The organism is Desulfosporosinus lacus DSM 15449, from assembly GCF_900129935.1.
GTDB classification, from domain to species: domain Bacteria; phylum Bacillota; class Desulfitobacteriia; order Desulfitobacteriales; family Desulfitobacteriaceae; genus Desulfosporosinus; species Desulfosporosinus lacus.
Window position 1 is genome coordinate 199933 of the sequence record NZ_FQXJ01000008.1, and the last position, 21588, is coordinate 221520.

Consider the following 21588-nt stretch of genomic DNA (forward strand, 5'->3'; position numbering starts at 1 on the left):
ATTATTGTCCAAGGGAATGTTAAAAATGACAAAGTTGAGGGGCGTTGGTCAGTCTGAGTGATTTTAATTTGTTAAAATAAGAAATACCACGGCTTAAACCGTGGTATTTCTTATTTAATAGATTGAGCGATTTTTATAATTTCTTCTTCCGATAGTTGTCCTTTAAGTTGTAGTAAGAGACTCCTTGATTGCCAATTCAAGGTACTTATGCCGTTCTTATGCATAAATAAAATTGCAGGGTCAGCATTGATCATTAGATCTTTTATAACAGTATCTTCACTGTCATACAGTGAACCGCGTGAAGTTCCGCTAGCATTATTTTGTTGGCTAAAGACTATTACTTTATCCTTAAGATTATATTCAAAGGTAATCTGATAAACATCAGCACCATGAGATGTAAGGACAATTCTTCTTGTATTAGCTTCAAGAGGGAGGTAACTTGGCGCCGCCAACATAAAAGGAATCATATTATGGACTTCATCCAGGCTAACTTCTTTTTCAGTAATATCTCCTAAATCCTGTACCTTTGGTATTCCTGACTCATCACCCTGCTGATAGGTTTCGGTTATATTATTTGTAGTTTTTCCAACCATGTAGTTAAAGAATTTGGCGATGGTTCCCCCAAAAGCATTTGCATTATTTGGGCGTAAAAAGGGTACTGAACCGATTGATAAGAGAATTGTGATGGCCAAAACAATTCTTTTTTGTTTTAAGATGGATCTTTGGGTTGGCGGAATGGTTTCTGTTTCTAATATCTGTTGCTTAATCTTCTCCCATTGATTATCTATATTGGGAACTTCAATAGTTTCGGCTAACTCCTTTGAGAAGTGATCTTTAATTGTCCTGTTAAGTTCTATTTCTGATAAGGCCATTGAAGTTCAACCTCCCGTTTTTTGCTTAATTTCACTATCTATCATTTTTCTGAATTTATCTTTCGCCCTATGTAATCGTACTTTCGCATTTGCGAGGTTAATGCCTAATAAGTCGGAAATCTGTTGCAATGTTAAGTCAGCATAATACTTAAGAACTAAGATCTCGGTTTCTTTATGCTTTAACTTATTTAGGGCATTGTCAATATCCTCCCTAAGATCTATATCATTTTCCTCGCCATAGGACAGTGTATTTAAGTGATAATTAGTTATTGGGGTAATTCGTTCATTATTGTTATCCTTTAGCATATGTTTAGCTTCATTTAGGGCAATAGAAATAACCCAGGAAGCAAATTTATCCTTAGATTTTAATTGATATAGTTTATTATAGGCTATTATAAATGCCTGCTGAACCGCGTCCTCTGAGATGAATTTATCTTTAGTATAGAAATAAACAGTGTGATAGACTTTTTCGTAATTTTGCTTGACAAGAATTTCAAATACGTCCAAGTTACTGCCATACAATGACAATTTTAACCCCTCCTTAAGATACTAATTCTAGGAATTATGTAATTAAACCTTCCTAAATTAAAAAATTATTGGTAAGAAATAGCACAACTAACTTTTTGGAACTCCAACCAAGCATTTAATCAAGCTAAAGATGATTAATTATAAATTCTAAGTAGGGGGCAACATAAAATGGTTTTGATTAAGACTATTAATGATTAATTCTGGAGATAACTAGACTCTGTGAAAAAGTCTGAATGTAAGAATTAACATTTGAACACTGATAAACTAAGAGGGTCGGTGATACAATGATATGGTGCTTTTTATTGCTTATAAACCTTCTTCAGGTTATCTTCCTTTGGACGGCAATACTCTTAGAAAATCGAACTCCTGGAAATACAATAACCTGGCTTTTCATTCTTGGTCTCCTTCCTATACTTGGGTTCATCCTTTACATAGTATTTGGGGAAAAAACTCGAGGACCTTTGTTTCATGCTAAACATATCCAAGATAATTCATATAATCGTTGGATTAGTGAGCAGCAAACAAATATTAAGAACGGAGATTTAGATCCAAATACTAATTATGAGTTAAAATTGGTCAAGCTTCACTTAAACTCAGGCTATGCTCCGTTAACGGTTCATAATCAAGTGGAAATCCTTTTGAACGGTGGGAAGAAATTTCAAGAATTATTCAATTCCTTAGAAAGTGCAAGCCATCACATACACCTTAGCTATTATATTTTTAAAGACGATGAAATTGGTGCAGATGTCTTGAAGATCTTAAGTCGTAAAGTTACTGAGGGTGTAGAAGTTCGTGTCCTGCTGGATGGAATGGGAAGCCTTTCCATTTCAGGCGGTTTTATAAAAAGTATGCGTGAGGCAGGAATTTTGGCAGAATGGTTTTTCCCAATTCGCTTTCCCTATATTACTTCTCAATTAAACCTGCGTTATCATCGCAAAATCGTTGTCGTGGATGGCAGTACCGGTTTCATGGGAGGACTTAATATTGGCGATGAATACTTATCTCGCGACTCCAAACTAGGTTTCTGGCGTGACACACATTTAAAACTAGAAGGGGAAGCTGTCTATACCCTCCAAGCTATTTTCCTGAATGATTGGTATTTTGTGACTCATCAGGAGGTTAAAGGGGAACGATATTTCCCCGAAACGAAAATTAAACAGCATCTCCCAATTCAAATATTAGGGAGTGGACCAGATTCAAGATGGACATCAGTTCTACAGAGTTTTTTTAGCACCATCACAATGGCGAATCATTGTATCTATATAGAAACCCCATACTTTATCCCTGATGCAAGCTTAATCATGGCCTTAAAAACCGCTGCCCTCAGCGGTTTAGACGTGCGGCTCCTTGTCCAAGGAATCCCAGAACATAAACTGACGTTTCTTGCTATGAATTCATATTTTGAGGACTTACTTCAGGCGGGGGTAAGAATTTTTGAATACATGAAAGGAACTCTTCATGCCAAGATCTTAATTATAGATAATCAGCTTACTTCTGTAGGATCAGCAAATATGGATTTGCGAAGTTTTCTCCTAGATTTTGAGATCAGTGCTTTTATCTATGACTCAACAATTGCCGGAGGTTTATTGGAAAATTTTGAGATCGATTTGAAAGTGAGCAGGGAAGTCATTCTTGAAGAGTTTCAAAAACGTTCAGTCATAAAACGATTTAAGGAATCGAGTGCCCGAGTGTTTTCACCGCTTTTATAGCAGATTTTCAATTTTTAACAAAAGGATGCATCTTAGTTTGAAACGACAAGGTGTATTTTTTTGTTTTTAGAAAAAAATTATGATTAGGGTGTCAGATGAGGCAGTGAGCGTACGTCTATTTAAATGTAAATCAGTCATGGTATTAACTCCTATATGCTTCCGAAATCCTATGGTATGATAGCTTGTGTAACTCAGATAGATAATAACGTATTAAAGAGAGAAGGCAGGAGGCTGACGACGAGGTGGAGGCCAATTCGACCTTTGATGAGACCTATGAACTTTTATTCCCATTGATCTACCGATTTGTTTCGATTCGAATACCTAAGCCAGATGTGGAAGATGTAACCGCTGAAATAATCGTGAAAGTGTGGCGCGGTCTGCCAAATATGGAAAAAAAGACCGCCCTTAAGTCTTGGGCCCTAAAAATTGCGACCCATCAAATTGCAGATTATTACCGAAGTCATAAACGTACCCCCGTGATGACCCTCGAAGATACGCCGTTACCTATGACGCAACAATCCGATCAAAGTGAAACCTGGGCAACCCTGTTAAGTGTTAAAGAAACCTTAGCTAAGCTCTCTCCTCAACAGGTTAACGTTATCCAACTCCGATTAATTGAGGGATTCAGTGCAGGAGAAGCGGCAGAAATCTTAGGAACAACACAGCAGGCAGTGGACAGCCTTCTATACCGGGCTAAGAAAGGGTTCCGAAAAATCTACCAGGGGAACCTGGACAGAGGAGGCAGAGTCCGATGAAAAGATTTTTTTATAAAACGGATCTCACCGCACTCTGGGAAGAGGATGGTGATTTGCAACGTATGAAAGCTTTCTTCCAAACGATTGAGGGAGATATAGAGGGTAATGAGCAAATTAAGCAGAGTGTAAAGCAAAAGGCTCTTGAAAAAATGGCCATCATTGAAGATTCAAAAGAGTTTCATGTTGATGTGAATATTAACGAAAAGGAAAGTCTAGCTCAACGATTACGTTCAAGACTGCTCACTATGAGTAATTTTGGTCATTGGAAACTGAGTTTTTCTGTGGTTGCGCTAGCCCTCCTCGTGATCATCGGGCAGGAGGCTATGAATGGTTCATTGAACCTTTTCCCTCGCATGGGGAGCACTCAGAAGTTAGCCCAATCGGCAGGAAGCCCCCCGCAGGCTGCGGATTTAAAAGGTTCAATGGAAACGGGCGCTGATAGTAATGCTAAAACAAAAGGGGTTAATGACACCTTAATAGCAAATGACGAAATTGTAGAAGCACAATCCCCTCAGACAGATTCGCTATACAGTACAAATAGCTCTTCAGATATGCGTAAAAATCTTGAAATTTCTCCTGTTTCGCCAGATCAACCAAGCGTTCCTCCCGCAGATACAGGGGTTTCTCGGAAAATCATTCATGATTTAGAGTTAACGCTTGAGGTAGCAACCATCAAGGATACGGTGACGCAAATCAGCGAAGAGGTAAAACAACTAGGCGGATATGTGGTCACATCTCAACAAAGCGAATCAGATTATCATTCATCCGCGCAGTTGACGGTTAAGGTTCCGGCCGACAAGCTTGCTGGGTTGCAGGATACCTTTTCTGCTTGGGGTAAGGTGCTCGAACAACGCTTGCAGGCCAATGATATAACTAACCAATACTATGATTCCCAGGCACGTTTGCAAATTCTAGAGGCTGAAGAGAAACGTTACCTCGAAATCCTTGACAAGTCTACAACTATTGAAGACGTGCTTAAAGTGGAAAACTCGCTGAGCAACGTTCGTCAACAAATTGAACAATTAAAGGGTCAGTTAAAACTTTGGAACCATCAGGTAGACTATTCCACGGTAACCCTTCAAATTGTTACTCGCCAAAGTCCAAATCTCAATGTCACAAACCCGTGGCAGCCGATTTCTTGGAGTGAAACCTGGAAAGCGGCAGGGGATGCTGTATTGAAAACTTTGAGCAGTACCTGGAATGGACTTAATTATCTGGTAGTCGGGATAGGGTATGCCTCCCCTTACCTTTTAATCGGTGCCTTGAGTTGGATCCTTTATCGAGTATGGCAAAAGAGTAAATCACAGTAATTATTGGGCAACCACAAGGAGGGCTTAGATCTGCAGATAAATGCATGACTAAGCCCTCCTTGTATCGAGTCGGCTCGGCACCTTAAGTCTTGGTGCCAGTAAGTTGCTGTATTGTGACTCGACTTTACGTATAATATATATGTCTGTATAATGAAATGTAATCTTTAACCAAAAAGTAGGGGGCATTTATTTGAAACTAACAAAACGATCAAAGTCTATTGGAGGGATTATAGGGATTGCTGTCGGGGCCATCCTTGCCGCTTATGGAATTCAAGGCTTTATTGTCTATTCCGGTTTAAGTGGAGGCGGCGTCGGTGGAATTGCCCTGCTTCTCTACTATACGTTTAATCTTCCGATTGGGATCGTGACATTTATTCTAAATGTACCGTTATTTGTTTTAGGATGGAAAGAAGTTGATAAACAGTTCGTTTTTAAAACCATATGGGGATTAGCGATTTTCTCTATTTTTCTGGATTTATTTAACGGCATTCAACCTTTCGATTTCAATGACATTTTTTTAGGGGCTCTGTATGGCGGGGTCATCTCAGGAGTTTCCTCAGCTATTGTCTTTCGCTTTGGTGGCAGTCTGGGGGGCACCGATATCGTCTCGAAAGTCATTCAACGCAAGTATGGAGTACCTATGGGCACCTCAGCCCTAGCTATCAACGGAGTCATTATCTTGATATCTTGGGCAGTACTTGGCCCGAAAGCAGCACTCTATACTTTGGTAATGCTGTTCGTATATGGCCGTGTACTTGATCTAATTGAGAGCGGCGTTCCAGCAAAGTCAATTACCATCATTTCAGATCGATCCGAGGAACTCGTCGCCCGAATTATGGTTGATTTAGGACGGGGGGCTACGTTTTTACATGGCAGAGGTGCTTACTCTTGTGAGCCGAAAGACATTGTTATTTGTGTCGTAAGTCTGCCTGAAATGGGCCGCCTAAAACGAGCTGTGCGGGAAATAGATCCTCAAGCCTTTATAATTATTCAAAATGCCGGAGAAGTTTTCGGAAGCGGCTTTATTTCTAATGAGTGAGTTAAAGCATTTTTACTTCGTTTCTGAATCCAAGGTTTTAAGTTCACTCAAAGTAGCTAAGCGATAACCACGAGCTCTCAAAGCATCAATAATCGGACCTAGTGATTTTACTGTTTGACTGCGTTGATAACCTCCGTCATGCATGAGGATAATTGAGCCCGGGAAAACATTTTTAACAACATTGTCCACAATTTGTTTTACTCCTGGATTTCTCCAATCTTTGCTGTCCACGCTCCACAGCGCTACGACATGGCCATTTCGGTTAGTGGTTTCCAGTTGAGTTTTTGATACGAACCCGCCGGGAGGACGATAAAAATATGTGTGGTAGCCTGTTGCAGCATAAACTGCTTGATCTGTTTGATTCATTTCTTTAACTAAATGGCGTTGTTGATAATCATGGTTAAAACCATGATTTCCAATTTCATGTCCTTCTTTTACTAAGCGCTTTAATAAGTCAGGGTTCGATTGTGCCGCCTTCCCCAAAACAAAGAATGTGGCCCGCACCTCCTTTTCTTTTAGGATATCCAGTATATCGGGAGTATCGATTGGATCCGGTCCATCATCAAAGGTAAGCGCTACAACCTTTTCCGGGGTATTTGCCATATAGTAAGTACCTGGAGTCCGAACCAAAGAGGGGGTTGTCAGCGTAAATTGAGTTATAGCTAGAATCCCCCCCACAGTGAACAGAAACAATAATCCTAAGAGCAGTTTTTGCCGAGATAAAACATAAATACGCACTGTCAATCACCCCCAAGTCGCTTCTATATACCTATGGATGAACAATGGGTTACATGCATTCTGCGCTCTAAACAATTTTAAAACATGAAAATAATTTTGTATGCTGATGAAAGTCTTGTGGAAGGGAGGGAGTTATATGGGTTTCCGTTTCGTTTTTGGTCGAGCCGGCAGTGGCAAGAGTACCCTATGTTTAGAAGAAATCCGAAGTGAGCTCCGCAATGAACCGGGAGGGTCACCATTAATCCTCCTCGTTCCTGAACAGGCTACCTATCAGTTGGAGGTTGCTTTAGCTAATACGCCGGATCTTGCAGGCAGCTTGCAAGCTCAGGTTTTAAGTTTTCGACGCTTGGGCTGGCGGGTATTTTCAGAGACTGGAGGCGGACAAAAAGTTCTGATCGGCACCATAGGCAAACGGATGCTGATTCGCAAAATTCTTTTAAAGCACCGTCTCAAATTAAAGGCCTTCGCACGCTCAGCTACTAGACCTGGCATGGCTGAACTGCTTGCTCAAGCCATCGGAGAATTTAAGACTTATCGAGTTGTCCCAAATGATTTGCGAAAGGCTAAAACTGCGAGCAGTATTTTATTAGATAAGCTTGATGACTTAGCCCTCATTTATGAAGAGTTTCAGGCAACACTTGGGCAAGGAATTCGAGATCCAGATGAGGAACTGACAGTTTTGGCAGAAAAAATTCCTTATGCCCCTCTGATCCAAGGGGCAAAAGTATGGGTTGACGGGTTTACCGGATTTACCCCTCAAGAATTAGAAGTCTTGAAGATTATCATGTCAACTGCTCAGGAAGTTGTCATTACGTCCTCTCTTGATCCGAGTTACCTTTCAGAGGAGCACCATCTCGGAACGGGGATATTTAGAGCGGGTGAGGAGCTGTTTGCAGGACCTTGGAAAACATACCAGGACCTGCAACGCATTGCTCTGGAAACGGGTACCCATATACACCCTCCTACCTTGCTTAAGGCCTCAATACGATTTAAACATCCTTGGCTTTGGCATTTAGAGAAATATTATGCTGCGTATCCAACTGTATCTTATGGAACTAATCAGTCCTTCGATTCATGCAATTCTATGGATGAAGCGCCTATCACTGTTGACACTGCAACTGAAGGCATTCAGGTTTTATCAGCAGTTAATCGGAGGGCTGAAGTAGAGGGAGTAGCACGAGAACTAAGGCGCTTGGCTAGGGATGAGGGTTTTTGCTGGAATGAGATGGCGGTCACGACTCGTGACCTCACAGGTTATGCCGAACTGATTGCTCAAGTTTTCACGTCCTACGAAGTCCCTCATTTCTTAGATTATAAACGTTCTGTTCTCCACCATCCGCTAATTGAACTGCTTCAATCCATCTTGGAAGTTGCTCAGAGCAATTGGGGGTATGAACCCCTATTTCGCTGTTTAAAAACAGATTTTTTTCCGCTTCAAAGGGATGCCGTCGATCGCTTGGAAAACTATGTGTTAGAACATGGGATACATGGCGAGGGCTGGACGAGAAATGTTGATTGGCGATATCACCGTCAATGGACTTTAGGAAAAAATGAGGAACAACGAGTTACGGAGCTTATGTTTCAAGCGGAACTAAACTCCTCCAGACAGACTGTTTACGACCTCATTGCTCCATTGATGCATGGATTCTTATTGAAAGGTGAATCTAAAACTTCAAATGTGCGGACAGTCACTGAAGCATTATATGTTTTTCTGGAAACTTTAAATATTCCTTCAACCTTAAAAAGGTGGTCGCAAAAAGCCCAAGAAGAAGGAGATCTGAGCGAGGCTCGATTGCATGAACAAATCTGGGAATCCGTCGTTCAAGTCCTGGATGAAATTGTGGTTGGTTTGGGGGAAGAAAGCCTGGAGCTTGAGGACTATGCCTTAATACTTTCTTCCGGGATAGAAGGGATTGAACTAGGTCTGATTCCCCCTGGACTTGACCAAATTTTAGTGGGTTCATTAGATCGATCACGAAATCCTGAAGCACGAGTTCTTTTTCTCGTAGGGGCTAACGAAGGCATACTTCCTGCACGACCAGTTTCTGACGGAGTACTCGACGCTGAGGAAAGGGTACAGTTAGAGAAAGCAGGGGTTGTCCTTGCTCCAAAAGGGAAGTCTCAGACTTATGAAGAACAGTTTTTCATATATATGGCACTCACTCGCGCTGTAGAAAAACTTGTGGTTTCTTATCCTTTGACTGATGAAGAGGGGAAAGGACTAACAGTTTCTCCTGTTGTCACACGGATCTGCCACCTTTTCCCAACCCTGAATGATAATTTCCTGGGAAACCAAGAAGATATACATCAGATTAGTCAACCGGATTCTACTCTTCAAATCTATGCTGAACAACTACGCACTCTGCGCCAAGGAGAACCGCTTTCAACTCTTTGGCAGGCAACCGAAAAGTGGCTTATCGAGGATCCGCTTCGCCATAATCAAACCAAGAGATTACAGGCCAGCCTCACGACCCAGAATCAGGAGGGGAAACTGCAGCGTCCGCTAGCTCGACGCTTATATGGTAAACGCTTGATGGCTAGTGTCTCTCGTCTGGAACAATTCGCCAAGTGTCCTTTTGGTCATTATGCCCGCTATGGACTGAAGTTGCGTGAGAGATCTGCTTATCAATTATCCAGCCCCAATATGGGGGAATTCTTTCATACTCTTTTGCATGATTTTGCAATCGAACTACAGTCACGCGGCTTAGATTGGGGCAAATTGACGAAGGAAGAATCTTGGGCACTTATTAGTGGTCTGGCAGATAAAATAGCACCTAGTCTACAGCATGAAATCCTTCTAAGCAGCGCTCGCTACCGCTATTTAACCCATAAACTGAAGCGCACAGTTCATCATGCAGTTCGAGTGTTAGGCGAGCATGCCCGAAAAGGGATATTTATTCCGATCCAACTCGAAGTAGGTTTTGGCCCGCAAGAGAAGCTTCCTGGAGTGGAGATCCCGTTAACTGAAGACGATTCGCTGTTGCTCTGCGGACAAATTGACCGAGTGGATGCTGCTTTCTTAGATGGACAAGTCTTTCTGCGTATCCTTGATTATAAGTCCCGTGAGTTATCCTTATCGTTGGATTCTATTTATTACGGCTTAAATCTCCAACTGCTTACCTATTTAAACGTCGCTCTACAGGGAGCGGAAGTCTTGTTAAATACTACGCTAGCTTTGCCTTCGTCAGAGGAAACGGAATTAAGTACAGAAAGCACCATGAGTGAGATTGCTGCAGGGAGAGATAACCCATTTCTACAGAAGATTCCTGCGGGATTTCTTTATTTCCCCGTACTGGAACCTCAGCTCGAAGAGAAACTTCCTCTTAGTACGGAAGAGTTGGAGCAACATCGAGTCAGAGCAGTCAAAGTTAGTGGTTATTTATTAGCAAATCCTAAAGTGTTAGAAGCCATGGATTCAACGTTTACGACAGGACAATCCGAATTATTGGGACTTAAATTAAAAAAAGATGGCACCTTTAAAAAAGGGACCAATGTCCTTACTGAGGGTCAATTTTCTTTGCTTAGTGACTATCTTCATCAGTGGTTTCGAGAGAAAGGGGAAGAAATACTAGACGGTGACATTTCCCTGTCTCCTTTCCGCAGAGGAAAGAGTACGGGATGCCAGTATTGTGCATATAAGCCCGTGTGTCACTTTGACCCCTACCTACCGGAAAATCAATACCGAGACCTGTCTGCTCTAAAACCAGAGGAGGTTTGGGAACGACTGGATATATCAAAAGAAGATACTCCTTGTGACTCTTTGCCCGAAACAAAGGATTCCAACGCTTTAACCTTAAACTGGCTTGGTGAAGAGAATGAGCCGAAGAAGGTTCGAAAGATCCAGACTCGTAAGTTGAAAGGCGGTAATCTGAGTGAGTAAACCCAAATGGACAGAGGAACAGAATGCCGCCATCATGTTGCAAGGAGAACTCTTAGTTGCCGCCGCAGCTGGTTCAGGCAAAACAGCTGTACTTGTGGAACGATTAATCCGCCGCATTAAGAATGCTGAAGACCCTGTCGATGTTGACCGTTTTTTGGTTGTAACCTTTACAAAAGCAGCAGCCAATGAAATGCGAGAGCGTATCGGCAAAGCCTTAGACGACGCTCTGTTTCAGGAACAAGAGCCTAAGGAAATCGAGCGCATTCTTAGCCAACGCACCCTTCTTCATCAGGCTAGTATTACGACACTTCATTCATTCTGTCTGGAGTTAATCCGAAAGTACTTTTACCAACTTGAGCTTGATCCTGCCTTTCGAGTGGCGGATCAAGCCGAGGCAGAATTGCTGCGTCAGGATGTCATTGAAGAAATCTTTGAGACTAGGTATGCTAAAGAAGACGATGAGTTTTTGAGGCTTGTCGAAGCCTTTGGCACAGATCGTGATGATCACCCCTTAATAGAGCATGTTCTTAATCTCTATTCATTCGCCTATAGTCAACCCCAACCTAAGTCCTGGTTAAGTTCGCTTAAAATGGCCTATTCTTGGGATGATATTAAATCCCTAATGCAAAGCGAATGGGGGCAAGCCCTTCGCCAAGGACTACTCGATCTTGTGAGTGAAGGTTTAAACTTACTCGCAAGGGCCGAACAAATTACCCGATGTCCTGGGGGACCAATGCTTTACTCAGCAACCTTGCAAGATGATCTAAACCGCGTTGGTTTACTTAACCGAGCTTTACAAGAAGGGGATTGGGCTGAGGTTGAAGCGGAGTTTTACTCTGCGGTCAATTTTTCAAAGTTGCCGGCGATAAGATCCAAATCGAAGCAGAAGTCTGCTCTGCTTGCTGAACAAGCCGAATACGATGAATCTATGCAAAAGGGGTTACAGGAAGAAAGTAAAAAATTAAGGGACGACGCTAAAAAGAAACTGAATTCTTTAAAAGAAGCGGTCTTCGCTTATCCTCTCAATGAACAGTTGCCTGGCTTGCGAGAGATGGGAACTATGGCTCAAACACTAAGTGACTTAGTAATCGAGTTTTCTCAAGTTTATGCGATTGCCAAGGGACAACGCAACATTTTAGACTTTACTGACCTGGAGCATTTTGCCCTCCGATTACTTGAAGAAGAGGGTGAGGCTTCTTTGATTGCCCAAGGATTAAAGGAGTTTTTTGCTGAAGTATTAGTGGATGAATATCAGGACATTAACCCTGTTCAAGAACGCATTTTACATCAGGTATCCAGACAAGGGGAGTCCCCTAATCTGTTTATGGTGGGTGATGTCAAGCAAAGCATTTATCGTTTTCGCATGGCAGACCCCAATTTATTTATTGCAAAATACAACCTGCTTCCACATTGGCAATCAGACATGACAAACGATACTAGGACAATGGTAATTGATCTAAACCGTAACTTTCGCAGTCGGCTTGAGGTGGTAGAGGGGGTTAATTTTCTCTTTCGTCAGATCATGACCTTGAGCGCCGGGGAAATCGCCTATGATGACCAGGCAGCTTTACAATATGGAGCATCCTTTGTTTCTGGGAAAAATCAAATCCGAACAGCAGAAGGCCCAATTGAAGTTCACCTTATTGACTCAAAGAGTATAAAAGACGAGCTGAGTTCATATTCTGATGAAGGGATAAAAGATGTTGCGACTTTGAGCGAAGGACAATCAGAAAGTGACAGAGCAGAAAGCGTCAACCCTGCAGAAAATGACGCTGAGGACTTGGGAGACACTTTATCATCAGAAGATATGGATAAAGCTCGAATCGAAGCACGCCTTGTCAGCCAGAGGATCCAGGGTATTGTCCAAGGAGCGGAATTTCAAATCTATGACAAAAACAACACAGAATTTCGACCAGTACGATATTCTGATATTGTCATCTTGATGCGTTCTTATTCAGCGGTGGCGCCAATCTATATAGAAGAATTCCAGAACACTGGCATTCCTGTTTATGCCGAAACAACCAGCGGTTACTTCGGAGCCAGTGAAGTGGAAACAATTTTGTCACTTCTTAAAATCATTGATAATCCGCATCTGGATATTCCTTTGGCAGCAGTCCTGCGCTCCCCGTTGGTAGGTCTAAATGGGAGAGAGTTAGGCCAAATTCGCATGATGCTCCCCGAGGGGGATTTCTTTGAAGCGCTTACCATTGCAGTATGGGCCGGGCTTAACGAGGGAAATTCTGCCTCAGAGCAAGTCGATGAGTTTAAAATCATCTTAGGGCTATATGAGGAATCCTTACCAGAAAAACTTAACAATGCTAGTCTAATTCTATCCGCCGCTCCCATGTTAAAGGAGAAAATCTCAGCTTTTTGGCTTAACCTGCAATCATGGCGAACACGATCCCGACGTACTTCCTTGGCAGATTTGCTTTGGTCTCTTTATGTAGAAACGGGGTACTTGGCTTATGTTGGAACCTTACCGGCAGGCGTACAGCGTCAAGCAAATCTGCGTGTGCTCTATGACCGTGCCCGTCGCTTTGAAGCAACTCGGTACCGTGGCTTGTTCCGTTTCCTGCGCTTTCTGGATCGCTTCCAAGGACAAGGTAAAGACATGGGAAGTGCTCGAGCGTTAGGAGAAAATGAAGATGTCGTTCGGTTAATTACGGTACACGCCAGCAAAGGACTGGAATTCCCTGTTGTTTTTGTGGTTGGGCTAGGTCGAACTTTCAATACCCAAAGCCTCAGAGGTAAGATGCTTCTACACTCCAAATTAGGAATTGGTATGCCAATCATCGATGTAGAAAACAATGTGCGCTATCCCTCGTTAATTCAATACGCTGTCAAACAACGCTTGGCTCAAGAATCTTTGGCTGAAGAGTTGAGGATTCTTTATGTAGCTCTTACAAGAGCTAAGGAACGTCTATTACTTTATGGCTCCTTGGACAATTTCGATAATACACTCAATAAATGGTATCGTACTTTAGATTGGCAAGATATCCCCTTGCCATCAGGTCAACTCCGGAGTGCCAAGTGCTTTCTGGATTGGATCGGTCCTGCCTTAGCACGACATCCAGACCGACTTTTTGGTGAGGAAAATTCTCCTTTAACATTAACTATGCCAGATATAAGTTCCAAATGGGAACTTCATCGGCACTGCAGTTTAACATCAGTTAAAGAGGTAAACAGGGAAGAATCTCAGGAACTTGACGAAAGCGTCGAAGAAGCACCAAAGAAGGAAACGGATACCGATACCGAGCAAAGCAATACAGAGAACTCTTCTAATATTAAGACCTTTGAAGAATGGTATTCTGAGGTCAGTCGACGTCTAAGCTGGCAGTACCCACATCCAAAGTCTGTTCGGCAGGTTGCTAAAACGAGTGTTAGTGAACTAAAACGTCAACAAACCTGGCATGTAAATGATGAGGCGTCCTCAATATCCACACTTTGGAATCAATCGGATACCATAAAAAGGCCAAAATTCCTTCAAGCAACAAAACAATTAACTGCTGCCGAACGAGGAACCGCTTTGCATACAGTTATGCAGCATCTTCCCTTTAAAGAATGGGCAAACCATTGGCCAAGCCTGTCTCTGAAGGAAGAAATTAATGAAATTAACGAATTTCTGAATCAATTAGAACATCAAGAAATACTTAGTTTGGAGCAACGTAGTGTCATTCAACAAGAACAGGTTGTACATTTCTTGGGCACCCCCTTAAGTCAGCGACTTTTTAAAGCAGAACAAATTCTTCGAGAAGTACCATTTACACTAACGTTTCCGTCCGAGGACCAGACAAAAATCTTGGTCCAAGGGGTTATTGATGTGGTTATTATGTACAAGGACGAGTACGGTAATATTACAGCAGAGATTCTTGACTATAAGACAGATTCATTTCGAACAGACAGTGAAACTGATCCAGAGCAGATTTTAAGAGAGCGGTATACCCTGCAACTGTCACTCTACGCCCAAGCTATTGAACGCTTAATTAAAATAGAGGTCACGAGTTGTACGCTCTATTCCTTTACCCTTGGCCGCGAAATTACTATTTCCGAGGAGCTACGCAAAAGCATTTTAGAACCTGGTTTTCCATTTCTCTAAGTCATACCAAATCCATTGATTTACAATTATCTTTAGTAATCGTAAATCCTAATTTTATTTAAAATAGTTTAATATTTGAGCTTTTCTATCCTTATTCGTGTTCAATGTTTTGAACATATGTCATTAAATGATTTAATAAGGGTAGATTGCTATAAAATTATTTAATTCCATAATATTTCGTCATTTCTAAAAAGGATTTTTCAATTAAATGGCGAAGTTAATTACTGTTCCTTGTGATTGTTGTAACTATCTTTAATAAGGAGTAAGGATGAAAGAGGGGTTGTAATGAGTCAAAATAAAATAGGTTCTGTTTTGATTGTTGGCGCAGGAATTGCCGGGATTCAAGCTGCACTGGATTTAGCAGAGTCGGGATACTTAGTGCATTTGGTAGAAGAATCGTCAGCAATTGGCGGAACTATGCCAATGTTGGATAAGACCTTCCCAACCAATGATTGCTCGATGTGTATTTTGTCCCCAAAACTAGTTGAATGCGGACGCCATCTTAACGTCAGAACCTACACCAATTCACAAGTTGTTAAAACAGAAGGAGAAGCCGGAAATTTTAAAGTCACTATTAAGCAAAAGGCACGTTACATTGATCTTGAAAAATGTACGGGGTGTGGAGCCTGTGCTGAAGCTTGTCCGGTAAAAGTCGATGATGAATTTAATCAGGGCTTAGGGAAACGAAAAGCTGCGTTTAAACAGTATTCGCAAGCCTTCCCAAATGCCTATGGAATTGACGAAAAGAATTGCTTGTATCAAACTCGCGGTAAAGCCAAAGGGAAAGACATTTGCCTGAAATGTGTTAAAGCATGTCAAGCTGGCGCAATCGACCATCAGATGGAAGACAAAGAATTTGAAGTCGAAGTGGGGTCAATGATTCTTAATCCCGGCTTCAAAATATTTGACGCCTCCAGGCTTGATTACTACGGTTATGGAAAAATCAAAAGCGTTATAACAAGCCTTGAATTTGAGCGTCTTCTCAGCGCTTCTGGTCCCTTTGACGGACATTTAGTAAGACCTTTTGATCAAAAAGAGCCACAAAAGATCGCTTGGATCCAATGTGTCGGTTCCAGAAACGCCAAAATCAATAATAATTACTGTTCTGGTGTTTGCTGTATGTACGCTATCAAAGAAGCCGTTATTGCTAAAGAACATAGCCATATTCCAGTGGATACAACCATTTTCTATATGGATATGAGAACCCCTGGTAAGGATTTCGAAAAATATTATAACAACGCTAAGAATAATCAAGGGGTTAACTTCATTCGTTCTCGTGTATATGAAGTTACCGAAGCCAAAGATGATTCCGGAGATGCTTGCATAAGATACTCCACAGAAGATGGAAAAATTTGTGAAGACCAATTTGATTTAGTCGTTCTGTCAGTGGGTCTTGAGCCAGGCGACAGTTCCAAAGAATTAGCCCAAATGTTAGATCTCAAAGTCAACAAATTTGGATTTGCTGAGCTTGAACCGCTAAGTGGGGTAAATACCTCCAAAGCAGGTGTTTTTGCTGCAGGAGCCTTTAGTGGCCCGAGAGATATTCCTGAAACTGTTATGCAAGCCAGTGCCGCTGCTGGTGCTGCCTCCGCTTTATTATCCGATGAGCGTGGAACCCTGGTTAGTGAAAAAGAATATCCACCTGAATTAGATGTTGTCGGAGATGTTATACGAACCGGTGTCTTTATTTGTCACTGTGGTGTCAATATCGGCGGGGTTGTAGATGTACCCAGTGTTGTAGAATATGCCAAAACTCTGCCTACTGTAGCCTATGCTACAGACAAAATCTATGCTTGTTCTCAAGATGCTCAGGCTTCGATCAAAGCATTGATTAGTGAACAGAAACTGAATAGAATTGTTGTTTCTTCCTGTAGTCCGCGAACTCATGAACCTTTATTCCAAGAGACATTGAAGGAAGCAGGTTTGAATGCCCACCTGTTTGACATGGCTAACATCCGTGACCAATGTTCCTGGGTTCATATGCACGAGCCTGAAAAAGCGACCGAGAAAGCGAAAGATCTCACAAAGTTAGCAATCGTTCGTGCTTCCATGCAACAAGCTGTCCAACCTATCTTCATGTCAATGAATCATACTGCCTTGGTGATCGGCGGCGGAGTAGCTGGGATGACAAGTGCCGTATCTTTAGCTGATCAAGGCTATGAAGTTCATTTGGTCGAAAAAGATAATGCTTTAGGTGGAGTTGCCAGAAGATTCTCTACCGGTTTCAGAGGAGAAGACATGAAAGCCTTTGTTGCTGGGCTTATCGATCAAGTAAGCAACCATCCAAACATTAAACTTCACGTAGGTGTGGGAATTAAAGACGTTGGAGGTTTCTTGGGTAACTTTACCACCACTTTAGAAAATGGAGAACAACTGGCACATGGTGTAGCTCTCCTGACCATTGGCGGGCAAGAATACAAGCCTAAGGAATACTTATATGGTCAAGATGACCGCGTCATGACCCAAATCGAAATGGATGAGGCACTCTATAACCATGACCCTAAAGTGGATGATGCTAAGAATTTTGTCTTTATTCAATGCGTGGGTTCTCGTTCTGATGAAAACCCATATTGTAGCCGTACTTGCTGTACTAAATCCGTTAAATTAGCTCTTAAGGTCAAAAAGAAAAATCCAGGGGCTAATGTATTCGTTCTATACAGAGATATGAGAACTTATGGCTACTACGAAGAGGACTATGAGGAAGCAAGACGAATTGGGATCATCTTTGTCCGCTATAGTGAGAATGCCAAACCGGTCGTAAGCAAGGAAGGTGACACCCTTGTGGTAACAGTCACAGATCATGTCTTAGACCGACCTATAGAGATTGAAGCAGATCTAGTTTGCTTAGCTGCTGCCATAAAAGCGCCTGCTGACGGCAAGAAACTCTCCAAATGGTTCAAGATCCCCTTAAATGCCGAAGGATTCTTCTTAGAAGCTCATATGAAATTACGGCCTGTTGATTTTAGTACTGATGGAGTCTTTATGGCAGGTATCGCTCACAGTCCTAAAAATATGGAAGAAGTTATAGCGCAAGCTAAAGCAGCCGCTGGACGCGCCGGTGTTGCCTTGTCTAAAGATCAAGTTGAATCTGCCGGTCTAAACGCTTTTGTCAACAAACGCAAATGTACTGCCTGTGGAACTTGTGAAGCAGTTTGTTCAGCCAAAGCTGTCACCGTTGATATGGTTAACCGCGTTGCAGTTGTGAACGATGCTCTATGTAAAGGCTGTGGAGCATGCGCTTCGAGTTGTCGTTGCGGAGCTATAAGCCTCAGAGGGTGTACAAACGAGCAAATTGTGGAGATGTTAAACTCCCTATAAATTTTGGGCACCTAATAACTATTGGGAAAGGTAGATGATTATGGGAGAAATTCAGGTAGAAACTGAAAATAAAAAGTACGAACCAAAAATTGCGGCATTCTTGTGTAACTGGTGCAGTTATGCTGGAGCAGATCTAGCGGGTGTCGGTAGAATTCAATATCCTGCAACTATTAGAACAATCAGAGTCCCATGTTCCGGTCGAATTAATCCCCTATATGTCTTGAAAGCAATGGCTAATGGGGCAGACGGAGTCTTAGTTTCCGGCTGTCACCCAGGAGATTGCCATTATATTAGCGGCAATTACGTAGCAAGAAGAAAATTTGCGCTTATTAAATCCTTACTAAACCATGTTGGTTTAGAAGAGGATCGAATCAGTTTTTCTTGGGTATCAGCAGCAGAAGGCGGCCGCTTTGCTGAAGTTGTTAAAGGGGTTACCGAGCGCGTCAGTGCTCTTGGTCCCAATAACGGAATCTTTAAAGTAGTCGACGGGGGTGCAGCGGATGAATAAAATCATTAACGATATCCGAGAAACGGCCCGCCAATTACTGGCTGAAGGCAAAGTAGACGTTGTTATCGGTTACGAAAAAGGTTCCTTACCACTAAAAGCGACTCCTTGCTTTATTCATTCTTCAGAAGGGGTCGACTCCTTGATATGGGATGAAACTTGCGAGAATAATTTAGCCACGTATGTAGCTAAGACTCCTGGAAAAAAAGCCATTGTCGCCAAAGGGTGTGACAGTCGCGCTTTAGCAGTCTTGTTACAAGAAAATCAACTTGTCAGAGATGACTTATACATCATCGGAGTTTCCTGTCACGGTGTCATTGATCAAAGAAAAATCGGAGCTGAAGTGGGGGAAATTCTCGAAGCTAGTATCAGCGACGGTAAAATATCCGTAAAAGGAATGGAAGGGGATAAAGAGTATCTCTTTACGGAAGTAAAGGATGCTACCTGTCAAACCTGCCGTTACCCTAACCCTGTCATGGAGGACCTTCATATTGGCGATACGATTGAAGTATCTCAAGAGGCTGCCGCTTTTGCAGACGTAGAAGCCTTGGAAAGCAAATCTGACAGCGAGCGCCAAGAATATTTCAAAGAGCAAATGAGCAAGTGCATTCGCTGTTATGCCTGCCGTAATGCTTGTCCTTTATGCTATTGTCAGGAATGCTTTGTGGACTGCAATTCTCCAAGATGGCTCACTGGCGGAGTAAATCGTGCCGAAAATCTCCTTTTCCAAGCTGGACGTGTTATGCACTTAGCTGGCCGATGTGTTGATTGCGGTGCATGTAGTCGTGCATGTCCACAAGGTGTCGACATCCGCGCCTTGAACCGTAAAATGACGAAAGATGTTTACGTCATGTATAACCATGAATCCGGTATCAGTGAAGAGGGTAAACCTGCTCTTAATGAATACAGCGCAAATGATCCAGAACAGTTCTTGGTAAAGGAGTGAGGTGAAGATAATGAAGATAAGTAAAGAAAAATTTGGCCAGGCATTTGATGCTTTAGTCGCTGAGTACCAAATAATTGCTCCGGTTAGTGATGCTAACGGAATTGCTTTCAAAGGAGTCAAAAGCTTCTCAGAAGTTAAGCAAGATTATCTAAATTCTAAACTTCCTCCCAAAGCCTTCTTTTTTCCTCAACATGAAAAACTCATGTCTTATAAAAAAGAGGGTAAAGATGTAACCGTTAAGAGCGAGCTTAAGGTAGATAATACCGTTCTTTTTGGAATCAGACCGTGCGATGCTAAAGGGATGCAACTCTTAGATATGGTCTTCAAAAATGATCAGTATACAGACCCCTATTATTTTGAACGCCGAGATAAATCTGTCATAATCGGGGTAGCGTGTAACAAAATTGCTCCTACTTGCTTTTGCTCCTCATTTGGTCTTTCTCCGGCTGGCAGTGAAGGGTCCGATATCTTTTTAATAGATCTTGGAGATTCCTACGACGTAGAAGTGATCACTGAGAAAGGGAAAGCCGTAGCTGCTCGTTTCGAAGAGCTCTCTGAACTTTCTGCAGATGAACAAGCATTAGTTGACAAAATTAAGGATGCAGAGACCTCGAGCAAGGTCGATGTCTCAACCACCACCAGTAAGCTGGACAAGATGTTTAATAATCCTTACTGGGATACTCTCCAAGAAAAGTGCATTGGATGTAATGTTTGTTCGTTCTCATGTCCTACCTGCCATTGCTTCGATATTTCCGAGGAAGTGCGCAAGAATGAAGGCACGAGAGTTCGAACTTGGGATGCTTGTATGGCCCCGCTCTTTACACTTCATGGATCTGGTCATAACCCGCGGGATAATAAAAAGGCTCGTTGGCGTCAACGGATGATGCACAAGTTTAACTATTTTGTCCATAACAATGGGTCTATGTCGTGCGTAGGCTGTGGTCGCTGCATAAAAGGTTGCCCAGTTAATATGGATATCCGACAAGTCATTGATGGGGCTAACAAAGCAGAATTGGTGGTGGAATGATGCAACTGAATCCATATATCCCAATAACCATGAAACTCGTTAAAAATTTAGTAGAAACCGAAGATAAGCTGATCAATACCTTTACACTGGAGTTTCTCAATAAACAAGATGAAGAAAACTTTAAATATATGCCGGGGCAGTTTGCAGAACTAAGTGCCTATGGTCATGGCGAAGCGCCCTTTGGAATTGCAACCTCTCCGACTGAGCCTGGAATTCTAAAGTTTTCGGTTGCTAAAGTAGGATGCGTATCCAATGCCTTACATCTCATGGAAGAAGGAACTATGGTAGGGGTCCGAGGACCGATGGGTAATTACTATCCCCTAGAAAAGTTTAAAGGGAAAAACGTTGTTATTATTGGTGGAGGTTTTGCTTTTACAACTCTACGTTCACTGGCGAAATATATGTTGGATGACAAACATCGTGGTGACTATGGTGATATTACAGTTATTTACGGTGCCAGAAACCCCGGCTTATTACTCTATAAAGAAGAATTAGCCGAGTGGGAAAACAATCCAAATATTAACCTGATAACCACCATTGACCGACCGGCAGAAGGCTGGACTAAACACGTAGGCTTTATTCCCAGCATCACGGAACAAATTGCTCCTTCTTCCGTTGATACCTATGCTGTCGTTTGCGGACCACCGGCCATGATTAAATTTACCTTACCGGTCCTTGAAAAATTAAACTTTACTCCTGAGAGTATTTACACCTCCTTAGAAATGCGCATGAAGTGCGGATTGGGAATCTGTGGACGTTGTAATATTGGTACAGAATATGTATGTAAAGATGGTCCGGTCTTCTCCATGGCTCAATTAAAAGAATTACCGAATGAATATTAATCAAGTCGGAGGTGATAGTAAGA

Annotated in this window: 14 protein-coding genes; 11 read left to right on the forward strand and 3 right to left on the reverse strand. The window is 42.2% G+C overall.

All coding sequences use genetic code 11. The features are described from left to right. Positions 1–110 precede the first annotated feature (110 nt). On the reverse strand, positions 111–872 hold the full coding sequence (locus BUB11_RS13045) for a DUF4367 domain-containing protein (protein ID WP_073030199.1): 762 nt from the start codon (positions 870–872) through the stop codon (positions 111–113). 6 nt (positions 873–878) lie between these two features. Then, entirely contained in the window at positions 879–1400 is a 522-nt protein-coding gene (locus BUB11_RS13050) for an RNA polymerase sigma factor (protein ID WP_143187613.1), read from the reverse strand. Positions 1401–1684: 284 nt separating this feature from the next. Here BUB11_RS13050 and cls point away from each other — a divergent pair, with 284 nt between their 5' ends. From cls to BUB11_RS13070, 4 genes are all read left to right on the forward strand, one after another. After that, positions 1685–3109 (forward strand): cardiolipin synthase, encoded by a 1425-nt coding sequence (cls, locus tag BUB11_RS13055; RefSeq protein ID WP_073030200.1) that lies wholly within the window; start codon positions 1685–1687, stop codon positions 3107–3109. A gap of 242 nt (positions 3110–3351) precedes the next feature. Continuing rightward, a complete protein-coding gene (locus BUB11_RS13060; protein ID WP_073030201.1) occupies positions 3352–3864 on the forward strand; it encodes an RNA polymerase sigma factor in 513 nt (170 codons plus the stop codon). Next, the gene (locus tag BUB11_RS13065) at positions 3861–5174 is read left to right on the forward strand and encodes a DUF4349 domain-containing protein (RefSeq protein WP_073030202.1); all 1314 of its coding nucleotides are present in this window, start codon (positions 3861–3863) and stop codon (positions 5172–5174) included. The genes BUB11_RS13060 and BUB11_RS13065 overlap by 4 nt, the downstream gene beginning before the upstream one ends. A 190-nt stretch (positions 5175–5364) precedes the next feature. Next, positions 5365–6213 carry a YitT family protein gene (locus tag BUB11_RS13070; RefSeq protein ID WP_084110279.1) on the forward strand — a complete coding sequence of 283 codons (849 nt, stop codon included), beginning with the start codon at positions 5365–5367 and terminating at the stop codon, positions 6211–6213. Positions 6214–6225: 12 nt separating this feature from the next. Here BUB11_RS13070 and BUB11_RS13075 read toward each other — a convergent pair whose 3' ends face one another. Then, positions 6226–6951, reverse strand: a complete 726-nt coding sequence (locus tag BUB11_RS13075; protein ID WP_084110280.1) for a polysaccharide deacetylase family protein — start codon at positions 6949–6951, stop codon at positions 6226–6228. A 136-nt stretch (positions 6952–7087) separates the two neighbouring features. Here BUB11_RS13075 and addB point away from each other — a divergent pair, with 136 nt between their 5' ends. The 7 genes from addB to BUB11_RS13110 all read left to right on the forward strand — a co-directional run bounded on the left by addB (position 7088) and on the right by BUB11_RS13110 (position 21565). Beyond that, the gene (gene addB / locus BUB11_RS13080; protein WP_073030205.1) at positions 7088–10831 is read left to right on the forward strand and encodes a helicase-exonuclease AddAB subunit AddB; all 3744 of its coding nucleotides are present in this window, start codon (positions 7088–7090) and stop codon (positions 10829–10831) included. Continuing rightward, a complete protein-coding gene (locus tag BUB11_RS13085; protein WP_073030206.1) occupies positions 10824–14927 on the forward strand; it encodes a UvrD-helicase domain-containing protein in 4104 nt (1367 codons plus the stop codon). The genes addB and BUB11_RS13085 overlap by 8 nt, the downstream gene beginning before the upstream one ends. A 285-nt stretch (positions 14928–15212) precedes the next feature. Next, complete coding sequence (locus BUB11_RS13090; RefSeq protein ID WP_073030207.1) at positions 15213–18245, forward strand: FAD-dependent oxidoreductase; 3033 nt, start codon at positions 15213–15215, stop codon at positions 18243–18245. 40 nt (positions 18246–18285) lie between these two features. Further along, positions 18286–18753, forward strand: coding sequence for a hydrogenase iron-sulfur subunit (locus tag BUB11_RS13095; RefSeq protein ID WP_073030208.1), 468 nt, complete (start codon positions 18286–18288; stop codon positions 18751–18753). Continuing rightward, on the forward strand, positions 18746–19696 hold the full coding sequence (locus BUB11_RS13100; RefSeq protein ID WP_073030209.1) for a 4Fe-4S dicluster domain-containing protein: 951 nt from the start codon (positions 18746–18748) through the stop codon (positions 19694–19696). The genes BUB11_RS13095 and BUB11_RS13100 overlap by 8 nt, the downstream gene beginning before the upstream one ends. Before the next feature lie 10 nt (positions 19697–19706). Then, positions 19707–20723: a 4Fe-4S dicluster domain-containing protein gene (locus tag BUB11_RS13105; RefSeq protein WP_073030210.1), complete on the forward strand. Its 1017-nt coding sequence runs from the start codon at positions 19707–19709 to the stop codon at positions 20721–20723. Then, positions 20723–21565, forward strand: coding sequence for an FAD/NAD(P)-binding protein (locus tag BUB11_RS13110; RefSeq protein WP_073030211.1), 843 nt, complete (start codon positions 20723–20725; stop codon positions 21563–21565). Before BUB11_RS13105 ends, BUB11_RS13110 begins: the two co-directional genes overlap by 1 nt. Positions 21566–21588: the final 23 nt, after the last annotated feature.

Excerpts from the sequence above, each read along its gene's own strand:
- BUB11_RS13045 (WP_073030199.1), bottom strand. The coding sequence starts at position 872 with ATGGCCTTATCAGAAATAGAACTTAACAGGACAATTAAAGATCACTTC.
- BUB11_RS13090 (WP_073030207.1), top strand. The coding sequence starts at position 15,213 with ATGAGTCAAAATAAAATAGGTTCTGTTTTGATTGTTGGCGCAGGAATT.
- BUB11_RS13110 (WP_073030211.1), top strand. The coding sequence starts at position 20,723 with ATGCAACTGAATCCATATATCCCAATAACCATGAAACTCGTTAAAAAT.
- cls (WP_073030200.1), top strand. The coding sequence starts at position 1,685 with ATGATATGGTGCTTTTTATTGCTTATAAACCTTCTTCAGGTTATCTTC.
- BUB11_RS13105 (WP_073030210.1), top strand. The coding sequence starts at position 19,707 with ATGAAGATAAGTAAAGAAAAATTTGGCCAGGCATTTGATGCTTTAGTC.
- BUB11_RS13100 (WP_073030209.1), top strand. The coding sequence starts at position 18,746 with ATGAATAAAATCATTAACGATATCCGAGAAACGGCCCGCCAATTACTG.
- BUB11_RS13095 (WP_073030208.1), top strand. The coding sequence starts at position 18,286 with ATGGGAGAAATTCAGGTAGAAACTGAAAATAAAAAGTACGAACCAAAA.
- addB (WP_073030205.1), top strand. The coding sequence starts at position 7,088 with ATGGGTTTCCGTTTCGTTTTTGGTCGAGCCGGCAGTGGCAAGAGTACC.
- BUB11_RS13065 (WP_073030202.1), top strand. The coding sequence starts at position 3,861 with ATGAAAAGATTTTTTTATAAAACGGATCTCACCGCACTCTGGGAAGAG.